The sequence below is a fragment of the Acidimicrobiales bacterium genome (assembly GCA_040219515.1).
GTDB lineage: Bacteria > Actinomycetota > Acidimicrobiia > Acidimicrobiales > Aldehydirespiratoraceae > JAJRXC01.
Map to the genome: position 1 here is coordinate 63,740 of JAVJSI010000013.1, position 22,333 is coordinate 86,072.

General features: G+C 68.3%; 19 protein-coding genes. 12 read left to right on the forward strand and 7 right to left on the reverse strand.

Translation table 11 applies throughout. The features are described from left to right. Positions 1-873 carry a nitrilase family protein gene (locus RIB98_12705; GenBank protein MEQ8841832.1) on the reverse strand — a complete coding sequence of 291 codons (873 nt, stop codon included), beginning with the start codon at positions 871-873 and terminating at the stop codon, positions 1-3. Between the two features lie 36 nt (positions 874-909). Next, positions 910-1,683, reverse strand: coding sequence for an IclR family transcriptional regulator (locus tag RIB98_12710; GenBank protein MEQ8841833.1), 774 nt, complete (start codon positions 1,681-1,683; stop codon positions 910-912). 76 nt (positions 1,684-1,759) lie between these two features. On the opposite strand from RIB98_12710, the gene RIB98_12715 reads away from it, so the two are divergent. The 7 genes from RIB98_12715 (at position 1,760) to RIB98_12745 (ending at position 9,369) form a co-directional block, all read left to right on the forward strand. Beyond that, complete coding sequence (locus RIB98_12715) at positions 1,760-3,112, forward strand: aminotransferase class III-fold pyridoxal phosphate-dependent enzyme (protein ID MEQ8841834.1); 1,353 nt, start codon at positions 1,760-1,762, stop codon at positions 3,110-3,112. Beyond that, positions 3,112-4,539 (forward strand): dihydropyrimidinase, encoded by a 1,428-nt coding sequence (gene hydA / locus RIB98_12720; GenBank protein MEQ8841835.1) that lies wholly within the window; start codon positions 3,112-3,114, stop codon positions 4,537-4,539. Before RIB98_12715 ends, hydA (RIB98_12720) begins: the two co-directional genes overlap by 1 nt. Beyond that, positions 4,536-5,549, forward strand: coding sequence for an LLM class flavin-dependent oxidoreductase (locus RIB98_12725; protein ID MEQ8841836.1), 1,014 nt, complete (start codon positions 4,536-4,538; stop codon positions 5,547-5,549). Before hydA (RIB98_12720) ends, RIB98_12725 begins: the two co-directional genes overlap by 4 nt. Positions 5,550-5,554: 5 nt before the next feature. Continuing rightward, on the forward strand, positions 5,555-6,400 hold the full coding sequence (locus tag RIB98_12730; GenBank protein ID MEQ8841837.1) for a nitrilase-related carbon-nitrogen hydrolase: 846 nt from the start codon (positions 5,555-5,557) through the stop codon (positions 6,398-6,400). Between the two features lie 27 nt (positions 6,401-6,427). Further along, the gene (locus RIB98_12735) at positions 6,428-7,639 is read left to right on the forward strand and encodes an ABC transporter substrate-binding protein (GenBank protein MEQ8841838.1); all 1,212 of its coding nucleotides are present in this window, start codon (positions 6,428-6,430) and stop codon (positions 7,637-7,639) included. 69 nt (positions 7,640-7,708) lie between these two features. Then, a complete protein-coding gene (locus tag RIB98_12740; protein ID MEQ8841839.1) occupies positions 7,709-8,593 on the forward strand; it encodes an ABC transporter permease subunit in 885 nt (294 codons plus the stop codon). Continuing rightward, positions 8,590-9,369, forward strand: coding sequence for an ABC transporter permease subunit (locus RIB98_12745; protein MEQ8841840.1), 780 nt, complete (start codon positions 8,590-8,592; stop codon positions 9,367-9,369). The genes RIB98_12740 and RIB98_12745 overlap by 4 nt, the downstream gene beginning before the upstream one ends. A gap of 18 nt (positions 9,370-9,387) precedes the next feature. Here RIB98_12745 and RIB98_12750 read toward each other — a convergent pair whose 3' ends face one another. From RIB98_12750 to RIB98_12770, 5 genes are read right to left on the reverse strand one after another with little or no spacing between them, the layout of a single operon-like run. Next, on the reverse strand, positions 9,388-10,383 hold the full coding sequence (locus RIB98_12750; protein MEQ8841841.1) for a TIGR03842 family LLM class F420-dependent oxidoreductase: 996 nt from the start codon (positions 10,381-10,383) through the stop codon (positions 9,388-9,390). Positions 10,384-10,406: 23 nt separating this feature from the next. Next, a complete protein-coding gene (locus tag RIB98_12755) occupies positions 10,407-11,894 on the reverse strand; it encodes a CoA-acylating methylmalonate-semialdehyde dehydrogenase (GenBank protein ID MEQ8841842.1) in 1,488 nt (495 codons plus the stop codon). Positions 11,895-11,900: 6 nt separating this feature from the next. Next, on the reverse strand, positions 11,901-13,310 hold the full coding sequence (gene hydA / locus RIB98_12760; GenBank protein ID MEQ8841843.1) for a dihydropyrimidinase: 1,410 nt from the start codon (positions 13,308-13,310) through the stop codon (positions 11,901-11,903). Continuing rightward, positions 13,307-14,596 (reverse strand): aspartate aminotransferase family protein, encoded by a 1,290-nt coding sequence (locus RIB98_12765; GenBank protein MEQ8841844.1) that lies wholly within the window; start codon positions 14,594-14,596, stop codon positions 13,307-13,309. Before RIB98_12765 ends, hydA (RIB98_12760) begins: the two co-directional genes overlap by 4 nt. A 3-nt stretch (positions 14,597-14,599) precedes the next feature. Next, positions 14,600-15,442, reverse strand: a complete 843-nt coding sequence (locus RIB98_12770) for a nitrilase-related carbon-nitrogen hydrolase (protein ID MEQ8841845.1) — start codon at positions 15,440-15,442, stop codon at positions 14,600-14,602. A gap of 156 nt (positions 15,443-15,598) precedes the next feature. On the opposite strand from RIB98_12770, the gene RIB98_12775 reads away from it, so the two are divergent. From RIB98_12775 to RIB98_12795, 5 genes are read left to right on the forward strand one after another with little or no spacing between them, the layout of a single operon-like run. Beyond that, complete coding sequence (locus RIB98_12775) at positions 15,599-16,813, forward strand: cytochrome P450 (protein MEQ8841846.1); 1,215 nt, start codon at positions 15,599-15,601, stop codon at positions 16,811-16,813. A gap of 7 nt (positions 16,814-16,820) precedes the next feature. After that, positions 16,821-17,585 (forward strand): class II aldolase/adducin family protein, encoded by a 765-nt coding sequence (locus RIB98_12780; protein MEQ8841847.1) that lies wholly within the window; start codon positions 16,821-16,823, stop codon positions 17,583-17,585. Further along, positions 17,582-18,553 carry an LLM class flavin-dependent oxidoreductase gene (locus RIB98_12785; GenBank protein ID MEQ8841848.1) on the forward strand — a complete coding sequence of 324 codons (972 nt, stop codon included), beginning with the start codon at positions 17,582-17,584 and terminating at the stop codon, positions 18,551-18,553. The genes RIB98_12780 and RIB98_12785 overlap by 4 nt, the downstream gene beginning before the upstream one ends. Before the next feature lie 32 nt (positions 18,554-18,585). Continuing rightward, entirely contained in the window at positions 18,586-20,187 is a 1,602-nt protein-coding gene (locus RIB98_12790; protein ID MEQ8841849.1) for an AMP-binding protein, read from the forward strand. Beyond that, on the forward strand, positions 20,187-22,307 hold the full coding sequence (locus tag RIB98_12795) for an acyl-CoA dehydrogenase (protein ID MEQ8841850.1): 2,121 nt from the start codon (positions 20,187-20,189) through the stop codon (positions 22,305-22,307). Before RIB98_12790 ends, RIB98_12795 begins: the two co-directional genes overlap by 1 nt. The last annotated feature ends 26 nt before the right edge of the window (positions 22,308-22,333 follow it).

Here is a 22,333-nt window from a genome sequence, read left to right on the forward strand (position 1 = left end):
TCAGTAGTCGCCTGGAGCTTGGTCGGAACCGAGCATCTCGGCGTAGACGTCGGTGCGGCGATCCCGCAGCGGCTGATTGAACGGGTTGCCCCGCCGGTCGGCGCGCGAACCGATGAGGTCGACGTCGGCGTAGATGATCTCGGGCTGCTCGGCGCTGGCCGGCCCGGCGAGCGGCCAACCGGTGTGGTCCACGATGATGCTCTGGCCGATGAAGGGCTGGTCGTCGTCGGCACCGACCCGACCGGCCGCGGCGACGTAGACCACGTTGGAGTGGGCGGCGGTCATGCAGAGCAGGTTGGCCATCGCCGGGAGGTCGTCACGCTGGGTCGGCACCGGCACCCAGTTCGACGGCGCACAGATGAGGTCGGCGCCCTGGGCGGCCATGAGCCGGAACGACTCGGGGAACCAGCAGTCGTAGCAGATGTGAATGCCGATCCGGCCGAGCGGTGTCTCGAACACGGGCACGCCGAGATCGCCGGGTTCGTAGAACGTCTTCTCGAGCGCCCACGTGTGGGCCTTGCGGTAGGAACCGATGAGGCCGTCGGGTCCGATGAGCACGGCGGTGTTGTAGAGGGCGCCGCCGTCGCGTTCCCCGGCGAGTTCCACCAATCCGGCGACGACGTGCACGTCGTGCTCCCGGGCCAGCGCCATCCACTGGGCGCACGCGGTGCCGTCGGGTACGGGTTCGGCCACCGAGCGGGCCTGTTCGGGACTGCGGAACGCCCAGCCGGTCGTCGAGCACTCGGGAAGGATGAGCAGGTCGGCGCCATTGGCGATCGCCTCGGCGCAGGCCGTTGCCTGGTCGGCGAGGTTCGACGCGACCTCGCCGAGCACCGGCTCGGTCTGGATGCACGCGATGCGGGTCGTGGTCATGGTGTTCCTCTCGGGCTCATCAGGCATTCTTCTTCATCAGGCAGTTGGGGTCATCGCAAGATCGGCCAGCGAGGCGCGACCAGTGCGCAGCAGGGTGGAGAGTCGGTCGGCGGCGTCGACCACGTGTACCCCCAGAATCGGGATCTGTTCGGGGGTGAGGCGGAAACTCGGCCCGCCGATCCAGACCGTGCACACGACATGGCCGTCGATCTGGACGGGGGCGGCGATCGCGGCGGCACCGGGGTGGAGTTCCTCCCACGCGAGCGAATAGCCACGATCCCGACTGCGGGCGAAGTCGTCGAGCAGGCGGATGCGATCGGTCTGGTCGACGGTGTCGAGTTGGGCGTCGACGAACGCGGGATCGGTGTGCCATGCGAGGAAGGCCTTGCCGGTCGAGGTGGTGAGCAGTGGGAGTCGCCGGGGCACCTGGGTGCGGGTCTGGCTGATCAGCAGCGGTCCCTCGACCTGGAGCACCACGGCCACCTCGCTGCCGACGAGAATGTCGACACCCGCCGTTTCGCTGGTGACCTCGCTCAACCGGCCGACCTCGGCGGCCAGGAGATCGAATGATCCGTCGGCGTGCACGCGGTCGGCCATCAGCGCGATCAACGAGAACGACACCCGGTAGCGCCGGGTGTCGGGCTCGATCTCGATCAGTTGCTCGTCGACGAGTGCCCGCAGGATGCGCACGCACGTGGCCTTCGGGATCGCCGATGTCCGAGCCAGATCGCTGAGGCCGATCGGCTCGGCGCTGGACGCGACCAGGCGCAACAGCGACGCGGCCCGTCGCGCCAGCACGGCGTCGCTCATGGTTGTGCTAACTTTCCCTGGACCATCGGTTCACACACTGGACCACCCTACCCGAGTCGCAGCGACGAGGACGACGATGACCGACGTGGACACCAGCCGGGACGATGCGGCTCGAGCGCTGCAACGTGATCGAGACCATGTGCTCACGTCGTGGTCGACACAATCGGCGGTCGATCCGCTCCTGATCGCTGGGGGCGTGGGCGCCTGGTTCTGGACCCACGACGGGACGCGGTTCCTCGACTTCCAATCACAGCTCGTCAACATGAACCTCGGCCATCAGCACCCGCGGTTGGTCGAGTCGATCCGGCGCCAGGCCGAGAAGGTCTGCTACGTCGCCCCCAACATGGCCAACGACGCCCGGAGCGAACTGGCCGCCCAGCTGGCCGAGATCAGCCCCGGCGATCTGACCGCCACGTACTTCACGACCGGCGGGGCGGCCGCGGTCGAGAGTGCGATCAAGCTGGCTCGCCACGTGACGGGGCGCAGCAAGGTCGTCGCCCGCAACCGGTCCTACCACGGCGGCACGATGGGCACGATCACGGTTGGCGGCGATCCTCGACGTTGGGACGCCGAGCCGGGCGTGCCGGGCGTGGTCCGCATTCTCGACCCCTACACCTACCGATGCCCGGCCGGTCATCCCGACCCGTGTCCGGTCTGCACCGGCGCGCCGCATCTCGAGGAGATCCTCGGCTACGAGAATCCCGAGACCGTCGCCGCTGTGGTGCTCGAGACCGTCACCGGCACCAACGGCATCATCTATCCGCCCGACGGCTATCTCGCCGCCGTACGTGAGGTCTGCACGAAACACGGCATCATGCTGATCCTCGACGAGGTGATGGTCGGGTTCGGGCGCACCGGTACCTGGTTCGCGTGCGACAACTACGACGTCGTGCCCGACATCCTGGTGTTCGCCAAGGGTGTCAACTCCGGCTACGTGCCCCTCGGCGGGATGATCGTCAGCGCCCAGATCAGGGAGTGGCTGGAGGACAACCGGTTCTCGATCGGGCAGACCTACGCCGGGCATCCCCTCGCCTGCGCGGTCGGTGTCGAGTCGATCAAGGTGTTCCAGGAAGAGGACATCCTGGCCCGCACCGTCGCGGCCGGCGAACTCGTGTCGGCCCGCCTCGCCGAGATCACCACGCGCCACCGATGCGTCGGCGACGTGCGCGGCATGGGGCTCTTCCACGGCGTGGAGCTGGTGCGTGATCGCGACACCAGGGAGCCGCTCGTGCCGTTCGGCGCGAAGGGGGCCGCAGCCGCGCCGATGGCGTCGATCATGCGCGGCGCGCAGGAACGAGGGCTCTTCCTGGCCTGCTACAACAACATCATCCGGCTCGCCCCGCCGCTCGTCACCAGCCACGAGGACCTCGAGCTCGGGCTCGGGATCCTCGACGAGCTCCTCGACCTGGTCGACGACGAGATCGCCTGATGGCATCGATCGTCATCCGGGGCGGCCAGGTCGTCTGGACCAGCGGTGAGTTCGCGGCCGACGTGGTGATCGACGGCGAGAAGATCATGAGCCTGGTCGATCCGGGCACGGGCACGGGCGATCGGGAGATCGACGCCCACGGCTGTTACGTGCTGCCCGGCGGGATCGACACCCACACACATCTCGAGAACCCGGCCCTGCACTTCACCACCCAGAGTTCCGACGACTTCCACACCGGCACGCTCGCCGCGGCGGCCGGCGGCACGACCACCATCGTCGACTTCGTGAAGTCGCGTCCCGAGGACACCATCTACGAGGCGTTCCAGGCCCGCCGGGCGGTGGCCGAGGAGAAGGTCGTCGTCGATTTCGGCCTGCACCCGATGGTGCCGAGCAATGCGCTCGAGGTGGGCGCGATCGACGACCTCCGGCGCCTGGCCGAGGAGGGCGCGACGAGCTGGAAGTTCTTCATGGCCTACCAGGGGATGATGGTCGACGACGCCACGCTCATCGCCGGGTTCCGCGCGGCATCCGAAGAGGGCGTCATGCCGATGGTCCACGCGGAGAACGGTCACCTCGTGCAGGACGCGACCGATCGACTCGTGGCCGCCGGCATGGTCGAGGAGCATCACCACCTGGCCGCCCACACCCACACCTCCGAACAGGAAGCGGTGCATCGCGCGATCGCGATCGCCGAGTCCGTGGGCAGCGCGCTCTTCGTCGTCCACGTGTCGAGTCGATTCGCGGCGGCCGAGATCCAGGCGGCCCGGGCGCGGGCGCTGCCCGTCCACGGCGAGACCTGCCCGCAGTATCTCCTCGCCGCCTACGAGGACTACGAAGGACTCGGGCACGAGGCGGCCAAGTACCTCTGCTCGCCGCCCATCCGTGAACGCGCGAATCAGGAGAGCCTCTGGGAGGCACTGGTGAGCGACACGCTGTCGACCATCGGCACCGATCACGCGGCGTTCTGCATGGGTCAACCCGACGACCTGCCGCCCCAGAAGGGGAGAGGCCTGGGTTACTTCCCCGACGTGCCCAACGGCGTCCCCGGCATCGAGGACCGCCTCTCGCTCATCTGGCAGGCCGGGGTGCGCCAAGGCCGCTTCGACGTGTGTCGCTTCGTCGATCTGGTCGCGACCCGACCGGCCAAACTCTTCGGGCTGCACCCGCAGAAGGGGGCCGTGGTGCCCGGCGCCGACGCCGACGTGATCGTCTGGGACCCTGAGCAGCGGCGCACGGTGCGGGCGGCCGATCACCACATGCGCACCGACTACAACCTCTACGAAGGCACTGAACTCGTGGGCGGTCCCACCCACGTGATCTCGCGCGGCGAGCTGATCGTCGAGCACGGCGAGATCGCCGCCGATCGCGGCAGGGGCCGCTATCTGGCCCGGCGCCGCCCCCTGCCGAAACGGAGCCCCGGTTCGTGACGACGATCCCTCTCGGTGTGCACCTCGGCGAGCGGCTCACCCTCGAACAGACGTGGTGGCAGGCGGATTTCGCCGATCGCCACGGGTTCCACTCGGCCTGGGTGGCCGAGGGCCGCCTCGCCCGGGACGGGATCGTCCCTGCGGCGGTGATCGCCGCTCGGACGAAGCGAATCCGCATCGCCACCGGCGTCGTGAACAACAAGAGTCGCAACGCCGCGTTGATGGCGGTGACGTTCAAGACGCTCGACGAGCTCGCACCGGGACGGGCCATCCTCGGCATCGGGGCCTGGTGGGAGCCGATCGCCTCGAAGGTGGGCACGCCGGTCGAGCGGCCCCTCACCGCCATGCGCGAGTACGTGGGCGTGCTCCAGACGTTCTTCCGCAACGAGCTCGTGGAGTTCTCGGGCGACTTCGTGCACATGGACGGCGTGCGCTTCGACAGCATGTACCACGAGAACAAGGCCATCGACGTGCCGATCTATCTCGGCGCGGTCGGGCCGCAGATGCTCCGGCTCGCCGGCGAGATCAGCGACGGCGTGAACCTCGACTTCCTCCTCCCGGTCAGCTATCTCGACGGGGCGCGGGCGGCGATCGACGAGGGCATCGCCAAGCGCATCGACGGCCGCGACGAGATCCACATCACCCAGATCATCGCGTGCAGCGTCGACGACCATCGCCCCGACGACGCGGTCGACGCCTGCCGCGCGTTCCTCACCCAGTATCTGATGCAGCAGCCCCACATCGCCGAGCACTGCGGGGTCGAGCCCGAACTCGTCGAGCGCATCAAGGAGATCGCCGGCTGGCCGGCAACTCCCGACGACGTGCGGCGGGCGATGACGCTCGTCCCCACGTCGCTGGTGCACGACGTCACCGCGTGTGGCACGACCGGGCAGGCCTACGACAAGCTCTGTGAGTTCCACGACGCGGGGGTCGAAGTGCCGCTGATCTCCACCCACGGTGACAAGGAGCAGACGCTCCTCTCGCTGGCCGACGCGGCCGGAAAGGTGTGAGCGACATGGTTGCCGCCGAGACCCCCTACACCGTCGCCGCGATCCAACTCCGACCCACCGACGACCGCGACGGGAATCTGCGCGAAACGGCGGCGCTCATCGACGAAGCCGCGGCGGCGGGAGCTCAGCTCGTCGTGCTGCCCGAGATCTTCTCCGCACCGTTCGTCGCCGCCGAGGTCGACCCGACCTACTTCGACTGGGCCGAAGCCCTCGATGGGCCGTCGAACCGGATGGTCGCCGAACGGTCGGCGGCCCACGGCATCTCGATCGTGTCCTCGGTCTTCGAGGCGAGCGCCACGCCTGGCGTGTACCACAACACGGCGAGCATCTTCGTCGGCGGTACCGCGGCGGTGCACTACCGGAAGTCGCACCTGCCCTTCTCCAACGGGTTCCCCGAGAAGTACTACTTCCAACCCGGCGAGGAGCCACCCCCGGTGGTCGACCTCGGCCCCACCCGGGCCGGGCTCATCGTCTGCTACGAGCGGCACTTCCCGGAGCTCGGACGACTCGTCGCGCTGGGTGGCGCCTCGATCATGTGTGTGCCGGTGGCCTGCGCGAGCGCGCCGACCCGGGAGGTGTTCCAGCTCGAGCTTCGCGCCCACGCTGTGTTCAACAGCATGTTCGTCGTCTGCGCCAACCGGGCGGGCGTGGAGGGCGACAAGGCCTACTACGGCGCCAGTGCCGTCTACGCGCCTGACGGCAACATTGTGTCTCAGGCCGAGTCCGACGGCCCTGAGCTAGTGTTCGCCGAGGTCGATCTCGCCAACGTCGTCGAGCGCCGCCGACGCCTTCCGTTCCTTCGGGACCGGAGGCCGCAGCTCTACACCGGTCTCGTCGAGGATTCGACGTGAGAAGAACCCAAACCCTGGAGGGGAAAAATGAGTAACACACGGATTTCGCGATGGCGCCTGCTGGTGGCATTGCTGGTCGGCTTCGCGCTGTTCGCCGCAGCCTGCGGCGATGACTCGGACGACGCCGGCACCGGTGACGACGCGGCCGGCGATGATGCCGGTGACGACGCCACGGGCGACGACGCCACGGGCGACGACGACACGTCCGGCGATGACGCATCGGGCGACCTCACCCCCATCTCACTGCAGCTCCAGTGGTTCACGCAGGGACAGTTCTGCGGCTACTACGCGGGCATCGAACAGGGCTACTACGCCGAGCGCGGCCTCGACCTGACCATCATCGAGGGCGGCGTCGACATCGTCCCGCAGACGGTCGTGGCCAACGGCGACGCCGACTACGCGGTGTCGTTCACGGTTCGTGGCCTCGCCTCCCGTGAGGCCGGCGCCGATCTGACTCAGATCGCCCAGGTCTTCCAACGTTCCGGCACCCGTCAGGTGTCGTGGGCCGACTCCGGGCTCGACAGCCCCGAGGACTGGGAAGGCAAGAAGATCGGCAACTGGGGCTTCGGCAACGAGTTCGAGCTGTTGGCGGCCATCCGTCAGGCCGGGCTCGATCCCGACACCGACGTCGAGCTCGTCCAGCAGCAGTTCGACATGGTGGCGATCACCAACCGTGACATCGATGCCGCCATGGCGACCATCTACAACGAGTACGCCCAGATGCTCGAGACGATCAACCCCGAAACCGGTGAGCTGATCCAGCCCGAGGAACTGCACGTGATCGACTACAACGATCTCGGTGTGGCGATGCTCCAGGACGCGCTGTGGGCCGACACCAACCGACTCGAGGAAGAGGAGTTCCGCGCCCAGACGGTTGACTTCCTCGCCGCCTCGATGGAGGGCTGGATCTACTGCCGCGACAACCTCGAGGAAGGCGTCGAGATCGTGCTCGACAACGCGCCGATCCTCGGCGAAGGCCACCAGCGCTGGATGATCAACGAGGTCAACAACCTGATCTGGCCGTCGCCCGACGGTGTCGGTGTCCTCGATCCCGACCTGTACCAGCAGACCGTCGACGTCGCCGTCGAGTTCGAGATCCTCGCCGAGGAGCCGGCCGAGGAGGCCACCCGCTCCGACCTGATCGAGGAAGCCCTCGCGCAGCTCGAGGAAAAGGGACTCGACATCACCGGCGAGAGCTACGCGCCGATCGACGTCGAGCCCACCCCCGGCGGCGAGTGATCGCGGTCAGTACCAACAACGAATGAATACCGAGGGGGCCTCGTCGATGTCCGAGACGGACATGCCGTCGTGAAGCGACGGATCATCGACGGGGCCCTCCGGGTCGTTCCGGCGGTGGTGGCCATCGTGGGGCTCTGTGGGCTCTACGAGGGCTACCGCCGCATGGGTCTCGCGACCGACGACCAGTGGCCACTCATCGGTGGTGACCTCCCGGTCAAGACCAACGCGATCACGATGCCGGCGCTGTCCGACATCGTGGCGCGGTTCTTCGAACCCCAGCAGCGGCGCAGCGGCACGACGGTGTTGGAAGCGGTGTTGCAGGGATCCTGGTACACCCTGCGGATCTCGCTGGCCGGCTTCGTGATGGGTGCCCTCATCGGCATGGCGTTGGCGATCGTCATGCTGCGGTCGAAGCTGCTCGAGAAGGGGATCCTCCCGTGGATCATCGTCTCGCAGACCATTCCGTTGCTGGCTCTGGCCCCTGTCATCGTGACATGGGGCAATCGGGTCGAGGTGGTCGACTGGCAGCCGTGGATGTCGGTCTCGCTCATCGCCACGTATCTCACGTTCTTCCCGGTGGCGGTCAACGGGCTCCGCGGCCTCCAGTCCCCGCCCAGTCACTCCATCGAACTCATGGACTCCTACGCCGCCACGCGACGGCAGACGCTGATGAAGGTGCGCCTCCCCGGCGCGGTGCCGTTCCTGATTCCCGCCCTCAAGCTCGCGGCGGCGGCATCGATCATCGGCTCGATCGTCGGCGAGATCTCGATCGGGCTGAGCGGGGGCGTGGGTCGGCTGATCCTCGGCTACGCCCAGCAGGCCCAGACCGACCCGCCCAAGATGTACTGCGCGATCATCGGTGCCGGCCTGCTCGGGCTCGTCTTCACCTCGGCCGTCGGCAGTCTGGAACGGCTCATGCCCGGCTCCGGCCGACGATCGGAGATGTCGCTGTGACCGGCCGGCTCTCCGACCGGGCCGCGACCATCGTCGTACCGTTGCTGTTCGGCGCGGTGTTCCTCGGCGGGTGGGAATGGCTCGTACGGGCCTTCGACATCAAGCAATTCCTCCTGCCCAGCCCCTCGTCGATCTACACCTCGGTGGGCGACAACTGGGGTCGCATCTGGGACGGGGTCGAGGTGACGGGCGGCAATGCCGTCTACGGCCTGATCGTCGGTTCGATACTCGCGATACTCGCGTCCCTGATCGCGTCACGGTGGGGCTGGTTCAGCGACATCGTCACCCCCATCGCCTCGGGCATGGTGGCCGTACCGATCGTGTCCCTGGCGCCGGTGTTCAACATCTGGTTCGGCTCCACCGACCCCTTCTCGCGGCGGCTCGTCGTGATCGTGGTCGTGTTCTTCCCGGTGTTCTTCAACGTCACCAAGGGACTCACCCAGGTCGAGCCGGTCCATGTCGAGCTCATGCGTAGCCAGGCGGCCTCGCAGTGGTCGGTCATCCGGCGGGTGCGGATCCCCAACGCGCTGCCGTTCCTCATGTCGGCCCTGCGCCTCGCCAGCTCGCTGGCCATCATCTCCGCGATCGTGGCCGAGTACTTCGGTGGTACCCAGGGTTCGCTCGGTCAGCTGATCACCCAGAGCGCCGGACTCTCCCGCTACGACACGGCCTGGGCCGCCGTGCTCGGGGCGAGCGCGGTGGGCATCGCCATGTTCGTGGCCGTGGCCGCGCTCGAGTGGGTGGCCATGCCGTGGCGTCGCCAGCGGGTGGACTAGAAGCCGAGTGGAGTCCGTCTACGTCAGTGCGGGGATGATGCGCTGGCCGTAGGCGTTGAGCGTCTCGTCCTTCTGGTCGTGCATGAGATAGATCGCGAACTGGTCGACACCGAGCGCCTCGAGCGCCTTCAGCCGCTCGATGTGGGCGTCTTCGTCGCCGAGGATGCAGAAGCGGTCGATGATGTCGTCGGGCACGAAGTCGGTGTGGTCATGGCCGGCCTTGCCGTGGCCGCTGTAGTCGTAGCCCTCCCGGCCCTTGATGTAGTCGGTGAGCTCCTGGGGCACGGCGCCGCTGTCGCCGTAGCGCTCGACCAGGTCGGCGACGTGGTTGCCGACCATCCCGCCGAACCAGCGGCACTGGTCGCGCTGGTGGGCGATGTCGAGGCCGACATAGGCCGGCGCCGCCACGCAGATGTAGAGGTCGTCGGGATCGCGGCCGGCGTCGGCCGCTGCGGCGCGCACGGCACCGATGGTCCACTCGGCCAGTGAGAGGTCGGCCAGCTGGAGGATGAATCCGTCGGCCTCCCGGCCGGTCAGGTCGAGCGCCTTCGGCCCGTAGCCGGCCATCAGGATGTCGAGTTTCGACTCCTTGGCCCACGGGAAGTGCTGCTGCGTTCCGTTGTAGGTGACCTCGCGGCCCTCGGCGAGTTCCTTGATGACGTGCATCGACTCGCTGAGTGTCGTCAGCTTGGTCGGGGTGTGGCCGAGTACCCGCATGGCCGAGTCGCCGCGCCCGATGCCGCAGATCGTGCGATTGCCGAACATGTCGTTGAGCGTGGCGTAGAGCGACGCGGTCACGGTCCAGTTGCGGGTGCCGGGATTGGTCACCATCGGACCGACGATCATCCGGTTGGTCGCCGACAACATCTGCGAATAGATGACGTAGGGCTCCTGCCACAGCACGTGGCTGTCGAACGTCCACCCGTGGCTGAACCCGAGAGTCTCGGCCTTCTGCGCGAGGTCGACCACCCGCCAGGCCGGAGGATCGGTTTGGAGTACGACGCCGAAGTCCATGGTTGCTCTCTCTCCGTTTCGAGCTACTGGTTGGTGGGGAAGCCGAGGTTGACCGTGCTCCCGGCCGGGTCGGGCCAGCGCGTGGTGATCACCTTGGGGCGGGTGTAGAAGTGGATGCCCTCGGGGCCGTAGATGGTCGTGTCGCCGAAGGCCGAGTCCTTCCAGCCGCCGAACGAGTGGTAGCCGACCGGTACGGGGATCGGGACGTTGATGCCCACCATGCCCGCGTCGGCGTCCTCGGCGAACTGGCGGGCGGCCCCACCGTCTCGGGTGAAGATGGCGGCGCCGTTGCCCCACGGGTTGGAGGCGATCAGGTCGACCGCTTCGGCGTAGGTGTCGACGCGGACGACGCACAGGACCGGGCCGAAGATCTCGTCGGTGTAGACGGTCATGTCGGTGGTGACCTCGTCGAGCAGCGTGACGCCGAGGAAGTAGCCGTCGCCGTCGAAGTCGGCCGTGCGGCCGTCGACCACCACCGCCGCGCCGGCCGTCTCGCCGGCCGTGATGTAGTCGGCCACCTTGTCACGGTGCGCTCGGGTGATGAGCGGTCCCATCTCGGAGTCGGGATCGGTACCGTCGCCGATCTTCAGCTTCTCCATGCGGATCTTGACGGCGTCGACGAGGGCGTCGGCGACGTCGCCCACGGCGACCGCCACCGAGATGGCCATGCACCGTTCACCGGCCGACCCGTAGGCCGCGGAGACAGCCGAGTCGGCGGCGAGGCCGATGTCGGCGTCGGGCAGCACGACCATGTGGTTCTTCGCGCCGCCGAGGGCCTGCACTCGCTTGCCGTTGGCCGCGCCGGTCTCGTAGACGTACTTCGCGATCGGGGTGGAGCCGACGAAGCTCACGGCTTTCACGTCAGGGTGTTCGAGCAACCGATCGACGGCGACCTTGTCGCCCTGCACCACGTTGAGCACGCCGGGCGGAAACCCGGCTTCCTGGAACAGCTCGGCGATGAACAGCGGGGCCGACGGGTCCTTCTCCGAGGTCTTGAGCACGAAGGTGTTGCCGCAGGCGATGGCGTTCGGGAACATCCACAGCGGCACCATCGCCGGGAAGTTGAACGGGGTGATGCCGGCGACGACCCCCAGCGGACGACGCACCGAGTGGACGTCGACGTTGGTCGAGGCGTGCTCGCTGTGCGGGCCCTTGAGGTGGTCGGCGAGACCACAGGCGAACTCGATGTTCTCGAGCCCGCGGGCCACCTCGCCGCGCGCATCGCTCGTGACCTTCCCGTGCTCGGCGGTGAGCCGGGCCGCGATCTCGTCGGCGTTGTCGGCCACCAGATTGCGGAACGCGAACATCAGCTTGGTGCGGGCCGCGATGCTCACGTGACGCCACTCGTCGTAGGCCCGGCGCGCGCTGGCCACCGCGGTGTCGACCTCGTCCACCGACGCGAGTGCGAGTTCGGCGGTCTGTACCCCGGTGGCGGGGTTGAACACCGGCGAGGTGCGGCCCGAGGTGGAGGCGACGGACACGCCGTCGATCAGGTGGGTGATGGTCTGCATGCCTGCTCAGATCAGATAGTCGGACAGACCGCGGGGGAGATACTTCCCGTGGCCCGTGCTGCCGGTGTAGGTGTCGTTCTCGATGATGACGCGGCCGCGCGACATCACGGTGTGGACGTGGCCGTTGATCTCGAAGCCCTCCCAGGCCGAGTGGTCCATGTTCATGTGGTGGTTGTCGACGCTGATGGTCCACGTGTGGTTGGGGTCGTAGAGGACGATGTCGGCGTCGGCGCCGGGCTGGATGGTGCCCTTGCGGGGGTAGAGGCCGAACATGCGGGCCGGGGTGGTGGAGCACAGCTCGACCCAGCGGGCGAGGCTGATCTCGCCGTTGACCACGCCCTGGTAGATGAGGTCCATGCGGTGCTCGACGCCGCCGATGCCGTTGGGGATCGCCCGGAAATCGTCGCGGCCCAGTTCCTTCTGGTCCTTCATGCAGAACGGGCAGTGGTCGGTGGCGACCACGCTGAGGTCGTTGGTGCGCAGACCTTTCCAGAGATCTTCGTGGTGGTGGGCGTGCTTGGTACGCAAAGGCGTGGAGCACACGTAGGCGGCACCGTCGAAGCCCTGGTCCATGTGGTCCTCGACGTTGAGGTAGAGGTACTGCGGGCAGGTCTCGGCGAACACGTTGGCGCCGTTGTTGCGGGCCAGCGCCACCTGTTCGAGCGCCTCGCTGGCCGACAGGTGCACGATGTAGAGCGGCGCGGCGCCGACCTTGGCGAGCTGGATGGCTCGATGGGTGGCCTCGCTCTCGAACTCGGGTCGGCGGACGTAGCCGTGGTTGACGGGATCGGTCTCGCCCCGCTCGACGGCCTGTTCGGCGAGCACGTCGATGGCGAGCCCGTTCTCGGCGTGCATCATGATGAGCGAGCCGTTGCCGGCCGCCTGTTGCATGGCCCGCAGGATCTGTCCGTCGTCGGAGAGGAACACGCCGGGGTAGGCCATGAACAACTTGAAGCTGGAGACGCCCTCGTCGACGAGGGCGTCCATGTCCTTCAGCGATTGTTCGTTGACGTCGCCGATGATCTGGTGGAAGCCGTAGTCGATCGCGCACTTGCCGGCGGCCTTCGCCATCCACTGCTCGTTGGTCTCGCGCACGCTCTGCCCGAAGCTCTGCACGGCGAAGTCGACGATGGTCGTGGTGCCACCCCAGGCCGCGGCGCGGGTGCCGTTCTCGAAGTCGTCGGACGCCACGGTGCCGCCGAACGGCAGTTCCATGTGGGTGTGACCGTCGACGCCGCCGGGAATGACGTAGAGACCGGTCGCGTCGATGACCTGGTCGGCCCCGGCCTCGGCCGAGTTCGCGAGCTCGGACCCCGGTTGGAGCACCGCGACGATCGTCTCGTCGACGACCAGCACATCGGCCGGGTCGGCCCCGGTCGAGCTGATGACGGTGCCGTTCTTGATGAGCTTCTTCATGCTGTCTCCTCGATCGCTGCCACGAGAGCGGCGACACCCTCGTCGATTTCATCTTCGCTCACATCGAGCATCGGGGTGATACGGATCGCGTTGTTGTAGAGCCCGCCCTTGCCGACGAGCAGGCCGCGTCGCTTGCATCCCTCGAGCACGTCGCCGGCGCGGCCGCTGTCGGGCTCGATGGAATCGGGATGCACCATCTCGATGGCCTGCATCAGTCCCTTGCCCCGCAACTCGGCGATCCACGGGGTGCGTTCGACGACCGGCGCGAGTGCGGCGGTGAGCCGCTCGCCCATGCGCAACGCGTTGCCCTGGAGGTCGTTGTCGCGGACGTAGCGCAGCGTGGCGAGCCCGGCGGCGGCCGACAACGGATTGCCGCCGAAGGTGCTGAACGACAGGGCACTGATCGTGTCCATGATCTCGGCCCGCGCGACGATGCCGGCGAGGGTGATGCCGTTGCCCACGCCCTTGGCGAAGGTGAGCATGTCGGGGATGATGTCGTGGGCTTGATAGCCCCAGAAGTTTTCGCCGGTGCGACCCCACCCGGTCTGCACCTCGTCGGCCACGAAGAGGATGCCGTGGTTGGCGAGCACCTTGCCGAGCGAACCGAAGAATCCGTCGGGTGGGGTGGCGAAACCGCCCACGCCCTGGATGGGTTCGGCGATCAGGCAGGCGACGTCGCCCGCCGTCATCATGTCGATCACCTGCTGGAGATCGTCGACGCACGCGGCGGTGAACTCGTCGTCGTCGAGATGGCGGAAGGGACTGCGCAGGCGGTAGCCGCCCTGCACGAAGTTGACCGACAGGCCCGACAGGCTCGTGGACGACCACGACCGGTGCGACGTGATGGCCTGAGCGGTGAACGATCGGCCGTGGTAGCTGTTGCGCATCGCCAGCACCTGGTTCGACTTGCGCAGACTGGTGGCCAACAGGATGGCGGTGTCGTTGGCCTCGCTGCCCGACGTCGTGAAGAACACCCGGGCGTCGGGGATGCCCGAGATCGCGGCGATCTCCTCGGCCAGCGCGATCATCGGTTCGCTCAGGTAGAGCGTGGAGGTGTGCATCACCTTTGCGGCCTGTGCCTGCACCGCGGCGACCACGGCGGGGTTGCTGTGGCCGATCATCGTGGTGAGCACGCCACCGAAGAAGTCGAGATAGCGGTTGCCCTCGAGGTCCCAGACGTAGCCGCCCTCGCCCCGGTCGATCGAGATCGGTTCGGCGTAGAGCGGCTTCACGTAGGAGGGGAGCACCGCCTTGTAGCGCTCGTGGAGCTCGGCGCTCGTGGTCACTGGTCAGGCCTCGGTGAGCTTGCCGTACATGTCCGGACGGCGGTCGCGGTAGAAGGCCCACTGGTCTCGCACCTCGTTGACGAGGCCGAGATCGAGATCGCGGATCACGAGTTCCTCGTCGGTGTCCGACGCCAGGTCGCCCACGAACTGTCCACGTGGATTGGCGAAGTACGAGGTGCCGTAGAAGTCGTTGTCGCCAAGGTCTTCCACGCCGACCCGGTTGATGGCACCGACGAAGTACATGTTGGCGGCGGCCGAGGAGGTCTGTTCGAGCTGCCAGAGATAGGCCGACAGGCCACGGCTCGTCGCCGACGGGTTGAACACCATCTGGGCGCCGTTGAGGCCGAGTGCCCGCCAGCCTTCGGGGAAGTGGCGGTCGTAACAGATGTTGACGGCGACCTTGCCGACCGCGGTGTCGAACACGGGGTAGCCGAGGTTCCCGGGGCGGAAGTAGAACTTCTCCCAGAAGCCGTTGACCTGCGGGATGTGGACCTTGCGGTACTTGCCGAGATAGGTGCCGTCGGCGTCGATCACGGCGGCGGTGTTGTAGAGGATGCCGGGCTGTTCCTCCTCGTACATGGGGAGCACGAGCACGATGCCGTACTTCGCGGCCAGCTCCTGGAATCGCTTCGTGGTGGGACCGTCGGGGATCGCCTCGGCGTAGCTGTAGAACTTCGTGTCCTGCACCTGGCAGAAGTAGGGGCCGTAGAAGAGCTCCTGGAAGCACATCACCTGCGTGCCGGCTTCGGCCGCCTCCGCCAGGTACTTCTCGTGGAGCTCGATCATCGACTCCTTGTCGCCCGTCCAGGCGGTTTGGAGGATGGCGGCCTTCACGACTTCGGACATGGACGGGTCTCCTGGATGGGGGGTTCCCGGCCGAATCTACGTGACCGCTCGCGGGGTGTACAGGGATCGCGTCCACCGGCGGCCAGTGACCCGCCCCGGTTGTCGGGTCTCGTCGGGGAATCGGGGTGGATCGGTCTCATTCGCTACGGTCGGGGCGTGAGCGACCTCGTCTTCAACCCGTTCGGCTTCTCGCACCACGACGATCCGTATGCGACCTACAAGCGCATGCGCGACGAGGCGCCGCTGTACCGGAACGACGAGCTGGCGTTCTGGGCGCTCACCCGCTTCGAGGATGTCCAGGAGGGGTTCCGCGACACGGAGCTGTTGTCGTCGGCCGGGGGCATCGCCCTCGAGAACCGTCGCCCGGTCGGCCAGTCGATGGGTTTCGATCAGATGATCGAGTTCGACCCGCCGGAGCACACGGTGCTGCGCAAGCTGGTCAGCCGGGTGTTCACCATTCGCACGGTGGCCCGGATGGAGGACGAGATCCGTGCGATCTTCACCGGCTATCTCGACCAGGTCATCGCGCAGGGGCGCGCCGAGGTCGTCGGCGATCTCACCAGCCCGTATCCGATGGACGTGATCTCGGCCGTGCTCGGGGTGCCGCCGGCCGACCGAGGCCACCTCCGGGTCAGCAGCGACAAGATCATGATCCGCAACGACGGCGTGATGGAGATCCCGCCGGAGGCGGCCGAGGGCATGTTCGGCCTCGTCGACTACTTCATGGCCGACCTGCCGAAACGGAAGGCGGGGGAGGGGTCGGGTCTCATCAGCGATCTGGTCGGCTTCGAGGTCGACGGTCGCCGGCTGACCGACGAGGAGCTGCTCGGATTCTGTGTGCTCTTCGTGATCGCCGGCCACGAGACCACCACGAAGATGGTGGCCAACGTCCTCGAACTCCTGGACCGTCACCCCGACCAGAAGGCCGCCGTCGCCGCGGATCTCGATCTCGTGCCCGGTGCGATCGAAGAGGTGCTGCGGTTCCACAACTCGACGCAGTACATGCACCGCACGCTCACCCGCGACCACGAGATGTACGGCAAGACCATGAAGGCGGGCGACTCGGTGCTGCTGGTGATCGGGGCGGCGAATCACGACGAGCGGGAGTTCGGTCCCACCGCCGAGGAGTTCGACATCTTCCGCCGCCCCGAGCGTCATCTCGGGTTCGGGTACGGCGCCCACTTCTGCCTCGGCGCCGCGCTCGCCCGCATGGAGGGCAAGGTCGCCGTCGAGGAGATCCTGCGCCGGTTGCCCGACTACGAGGTCGACCACGACGCGAAGGTGCGGTTCCATTCGAGCAACGTCACCGGCTGGCGGTCGCTCCCGATCTCGTTCACGCCTCGTGACCGCCAGCCGGCGACGACGCCATGACCGGAGCATGCCCGTGAAACCGACCCCGTCGAACCTGATGCCCGAGCTCTCGCCGCGGGCCGAGCTGGTGCTCCTGGCCCGTGCGCTGTGGCGTGAGGGGTACAACGACCACTTGGCCGGTCACATCACGATCAACCGCGGCGACGGCACGCTCTGGTGCAACCCGTGGTTGCTCCACTGGGAGGAACTGCTCCCCGAGCACATCATCGCGATCGACCTCGAGGGCAACGTCGTCGAGGGATCGACCGACGGCCACGACTGGCCGGTGCCGCTCGGTATCCCCCTGCACCTCGCGCTGCACCGCGCTCGTCCCGACGTGCAGGTGGCGGTCCACAGCCATCCGCTCCACGCGACGGTCTGGGCCGATGTCGCGACCGTGCCACCCGTGCTCGACCAGTCGTCCGCGCTCGGTGGCGGCGAGTTGGTCGTGGTCGACGAATACGAGGGTGCCGCCAATGATCCCGACGCAGCCGCTGCGGCGGTGAGGCTGATGGGCGACGCCGACATGGCCCTTCTCGCCGGTCACGGCGTCTTCGTCACCGCGGTGTCGGTGCGGGCCGCGCATCAGCGCTGCGTGGCGCTCGAGCAGCGGGCTCAGCGGGCCTGGCACGCGCAGGCGATCGCCGCGGGCGGCGATCTGCGATCGCACCTCGGCACCGAGGCCGCCGACATGTTCCGGCAGAGCGACGGCGACCGCTTCATCGGCTTCTGGGAGGCGGCCGTGCGGGCAGAGCTTCGGGCCGATCCGACCCTCCTCGATGGCGATTCATGAGCCCCACACTCGGTCTCTACTTCGACTTCCGCAATCCCGAACAGTGGCGGCGTGGCCCGGCGGCCTACTACGCGTGGCACCTCGAACTCATGGAGGAGGCCGACCGCAAGGGCATCGGGTCGCTCTGGGTCACCGAGCACCACTTCGTGGAGGACGGCTATCTGCCGCAGCCGCTCACGACGCTGGCCGCCATCGCCGCCCGTACGCAGCAGTGCCGGTTGGGCACCGGCGTGGTGATCGCACCGTTGCACCATCCGGTGGCCGTCGCCGAGCAGGCGGCGATCGTCGACATCGTGAGCGGTGGTCGGCTCGAGCTCGGCCTCGGCGCCGGCTATGTCGCGCCCGAGTTCGAGGCGTTCGGCGCCGATCTGGCCGAGCGCTATCACGCCACCGACCATGCGCTGGCCGAGATCCCCCGGCTGTTCGCCGAGGGCGGCTGCACGCCCGGACCGGTGCAGGATCCACTGCCGGTCTGGGCCGGCTATCTCGGTCCGGTGGGCGCACGGCGGGCCGGTCGTCTGGGTGTCGGACTGTTGACGTGGAACGCCGACAGTTGGCCGATCTATCGCGACGCGCTGGCCGAGGCCGGTCATCCCCCCTCGACCGCTCGCATGGGTGGTGTCGTCGACTTCGTGCTGGCCGACGACCCCGAGCAGATGTTCGAGCAGATCCTCCCGCACCGCACGCATCAGCTGAACAGCTACCGGCAGAACGCGGCGAAGGGATCCGGTCACACCCCACGGATGCTCACCGTCGACGAGGTGCGCGAAGGACGCGGTTCGGGCGTGATCGGCGCGTTGCAGATCCTCACCGTCGACGAGGCCGCCGCGCGCGTCACCGCGATGTGCGACGGGCTTCCGGTCGAGCACCTCTACCTGTGGGGGTCCATCGGGGGCATGCCCGAGGAACTCGTCGAACGACAGATGGCCTTGCTGGTCGACGAACTCCAACCGGCGCTGGCGAACTGACGCGACCGTGCCGAAGCTCCTACCGTGAGCCGATGGCGATGACCCGGAGCTTCAACCTCGCCGACCTCTTCGAGGGGGCGGCCGAGGCGCTGCCCGACCAGGACGCCGTGGTCACCGGCGGGGTCGACGAACCGGTGCGGCGTTGCAGCTACGCAGAACTCGATCGCCGGGCCAACCAGGTCGCCCACGTGCTGCACGGCATGGGGATCGGCACCGGCGATCACGTCGCCGTGCACGCCACGAACTGCATGGAGTTCATGGAGATCACGCTCGGGATCTTCAAGCTCCGGGCGGTACCGATCAACGCGAACTTCCGGTACACGGCCGACGAGCTCGCGTATGTCTTCGACGATGCCGAGGTCACTGCCGTGTTCACCCAGTCCGGTGTCCGCGACGAGGCTGTCGCCGCGGCCGGGAACCGGCCGTTGATCACGATCGGCGACGACTACGAGGCCGCGCTGGAAGGGGCGCCCTTCACGCCCGTCGACGTCGGAGCCCGGTCCTCAGATGATCGCTACCTGCTCTACACGGGCGGCACCACCGGCATGCCGAAGGGTGTCGTGTGGCGCCACGAGGATGTGTTCTTCGGTGCGCTCGGCGGCACCGGTGCGCCGAGGCAGGGACTGGCGAAGCTGGCGTCGCCCGACGACATCGGCGCCTTCGTCACCCAGGGCACCGGCATCACCCGACGACTGCCCTTGTGCCCACTCATCCACGGTGGTGCCCAGTGGATCGCGCTCACCGCGTTGCTCACCGGCGGCACCTGCCTGCTGACCGTCGATGCCTCACTCGATGCGGCATCGGCGCTGCGGCTGGCCGCCGACGAGCGGGCCGAGTTCCTGATGATCATCGGCGATGCGGTCGCTCGCCCCTTGGCCGCCGAGCTGCGGCTCAATCACCAGCTCTACGATCTGGCGGACCTGCGCCTGGTGTCGTCGTCGGGTGCCATCCTGTCGCCGGCGGTGAAGGCCGAGCTCGAGGAGTACATGCCGGCGACGAAGGTGATCGACCGGTTCGGTGCGTCGGAGACCGGCGGGCAGGGGCGGATCGTGCGCGCGCCCGACGGGCGCGGCCCGCTGCGGCTGCTGGCCGACGAGCACACCACCGTGATCGGTGATGACGGTCGTCCTCTCGAACCCGGTTCGGGGGAGCGGGGGCGGCTGGCTCGGCGCGGTTGGATCCCGCTCGGCTACTGGAACGACGACGAGAAGACGGCGGCCACCTTCCCGACGATCGACGGGGTCCGCTACTCGGTGCCCGGCGACCTCGCGACGATCGAGGCCGACGGCGCCATCTCGGTCTTCGGGCGCGGCTCGATGGTGATCAACACCGGCGGCGAGAAGGTGTTCCCCGAGGAGGTCGAGGCCGCCGTGAAGGGGCATCCGGCGGTGTTCGACGCCCTCGTGGTGGGCGTGCCCGACGAACGTTTCGGTTCCCGGGTCGCCGCGGTGGTCAGCCTGGTCGACAGCGCCCGGGCTCCATCGGTGGAGGATCTGGCGGATCACTGCCGCAGCATCATCGCCGGCTACAAGGTGCCGCGTGCGTTGGTGGTGGTCGAGCAGGTCCGCCGCAAGGTCACCGGCAAGGGCGACTACGCATGGGCGAAGGACGTTGCCTCCGAGGAGCATGGCTGATGTCGATCGGGATCACTGCGGATCATGCGGCGCTGGCCGACACCGCCCGCCGCTGGGCGGCTGCGAACGTCGGCGACGTCGGTCGTCGCGTCGGGCTGGAGGAGGGGGGCGCGCCGGTCCCCGACTTCTGGGCCGAGATGGTCGCAATGGGCTGGCCGGTGCTGCACGCCGCCGAGGAGCACGGTGGTCAGGGGTTCACCCTCGCCGACCTGGCCGTGGTGCTCGAGGAGACCGGGCGGGCGGGAATGCCGGGTCCGCTGTTGGCCACGGCGATCGCAGTGGCGGTCCTGAACGAGGCCGAGTCGCCCACCGGCGGTGCCGACGTGGCGGCGGAATGGATCCCCCGTATCGCGGCGGGCGCCACCGCGGCCGTGGCGTTCGCGGGGACCGATGACGGTCGCGTGTTCCGCAACGTGCTCGGCGCCGAGGGCGCGGCCGTGGTGATCGTGCCGACGGGCGAGGGATGGCGAGCGGTCGCCGCCGATTCGTGCGAGTGCGGTCCGACCCGGGGTGTCGACGTCGTGCGGGGCGTCGCCGACGTGACGGTCGCCGCGGACGCGGGCGACCGGTTCACGCTGCCGCCCGGACGGGCCGTCGACCTGGCGACGGCGCTGGCGTGCAGCGAGGCGGTCGGGCTGGCCGCATGGTGCGTCGACACCGCGGCCGAGTACGCCCGCGATCGGGTGCAGTTCGGCCGTGCGATCGGCCAGTTCCAGGGCGTCAAGCATCGGTGCGCCGACATGCTCGCCGCGCTCGAGTTGGCCCGGGCGGCGGCCTGGGATGCCGTGCGCGGCGGCCCCGCCGACGAGCAGCGGCTCGCCATCGCCTGTGCGGGGAGCATCGTGCCCGATGCCGTCGTGGGCGTCGCCAAGGACTGCGTGCAGGTACTGGGTGGCATCGGGTTCACGTGGGAGCACGACGCCCACCTCTTCCTCCGTCGGGCCCTGGCGACCCGAGCGCTCCTTCCGAAGGCGACGTCGCGAGCCGTCCAGGTGCGACAACTGGTCGCGCTCGGCGTCGAGCGGTCGTTGCCGATGGAACTGCCCGACGAGGCCGAGTCGATCCGTCCCGGGGTACGGGCATGGCTCGACGCACTGATTGCGTCGCCCAAGGACACGTGGAACCGCCGGATCGCCGACGCGGGCTACCTGGCGCCGCATTGGCCGGTGCCGTGGGGCCGCGGCGCGACCGCCGTCGAACAGGTGGTGATCGACCAGGAGTTTCGCGCCGCCGGGGTTCGCCGTCCCCATCTCCAGGTGGCCGCCTGGGTACTCCCCACGCTGCTGGCCCACGGGACCGACGCGCAGCAGGAACGTTGGGTCGGGCCGTCGTTGCGCCAGGAGATCATGTGGTGTCAGCTCTTCTCCGAGCCCGAGGCGGGGTCGGACCTGGCCTCGTTGCGGATGACGGCCGTGCGCGACGGCGACGGTTGGCGACTGACCGGTCAGAAGGTGTGGACCTCGATGGCCCACTCGGCCGACTGGGGCATCTGTCTCGCCCGGACGTCGCCCGACCGGCCGCGCCACGACGGCATCACCTGCTTCTTCGTGGACATGACGAGCGAGGGCATCGAGGTGCGCCCGCTGCGGGAGATCAACGGCGACGCGTGGTTCAACGAAGTGTTCTTCGACGATGTGTTCGTACCCGACGACTGTGTGATCGGCGCGGTGGACGACGGCTGGCGGGCCGGTCGGACGACCCTGGCCAACGAACGGGTCTCGATGGGGTCCGGCGCGTCGATCGGCGCCGGCGTGCTGGCGCTGGCCGGTCTGTTGGGCGACCACTCGTCGCCACACGAGGAGGCAATGGTCGGGCGGCTGCTGGCGAGAGAGTCGGCGCTCGGCGCACTGCGGAGCCGGATGACGATCCGTGCGCTCGTCGGGGCCGACGCCGGCCCCGAAGCCAGTGTGGTCAAGCTGATCGGGGTGATCCACGACCAGGACGTGCAGGAAGCCGGCGTCGAGTTGTTCGGGGCCGATGCGGCCGCCGCGTCGGGTGACGCGTCGGGATGGGTGGCCTCGTTCCTGTGGAACCGAAGTCTGACCATCGCCGGGGGCACCAGCGAGGTGCAGCGCAACGTGATCGGCGAACGGCTCCTCGGTCTGCCCCGCGATCCCTGATCCCGTCGACACCTTGGGCATCGGTA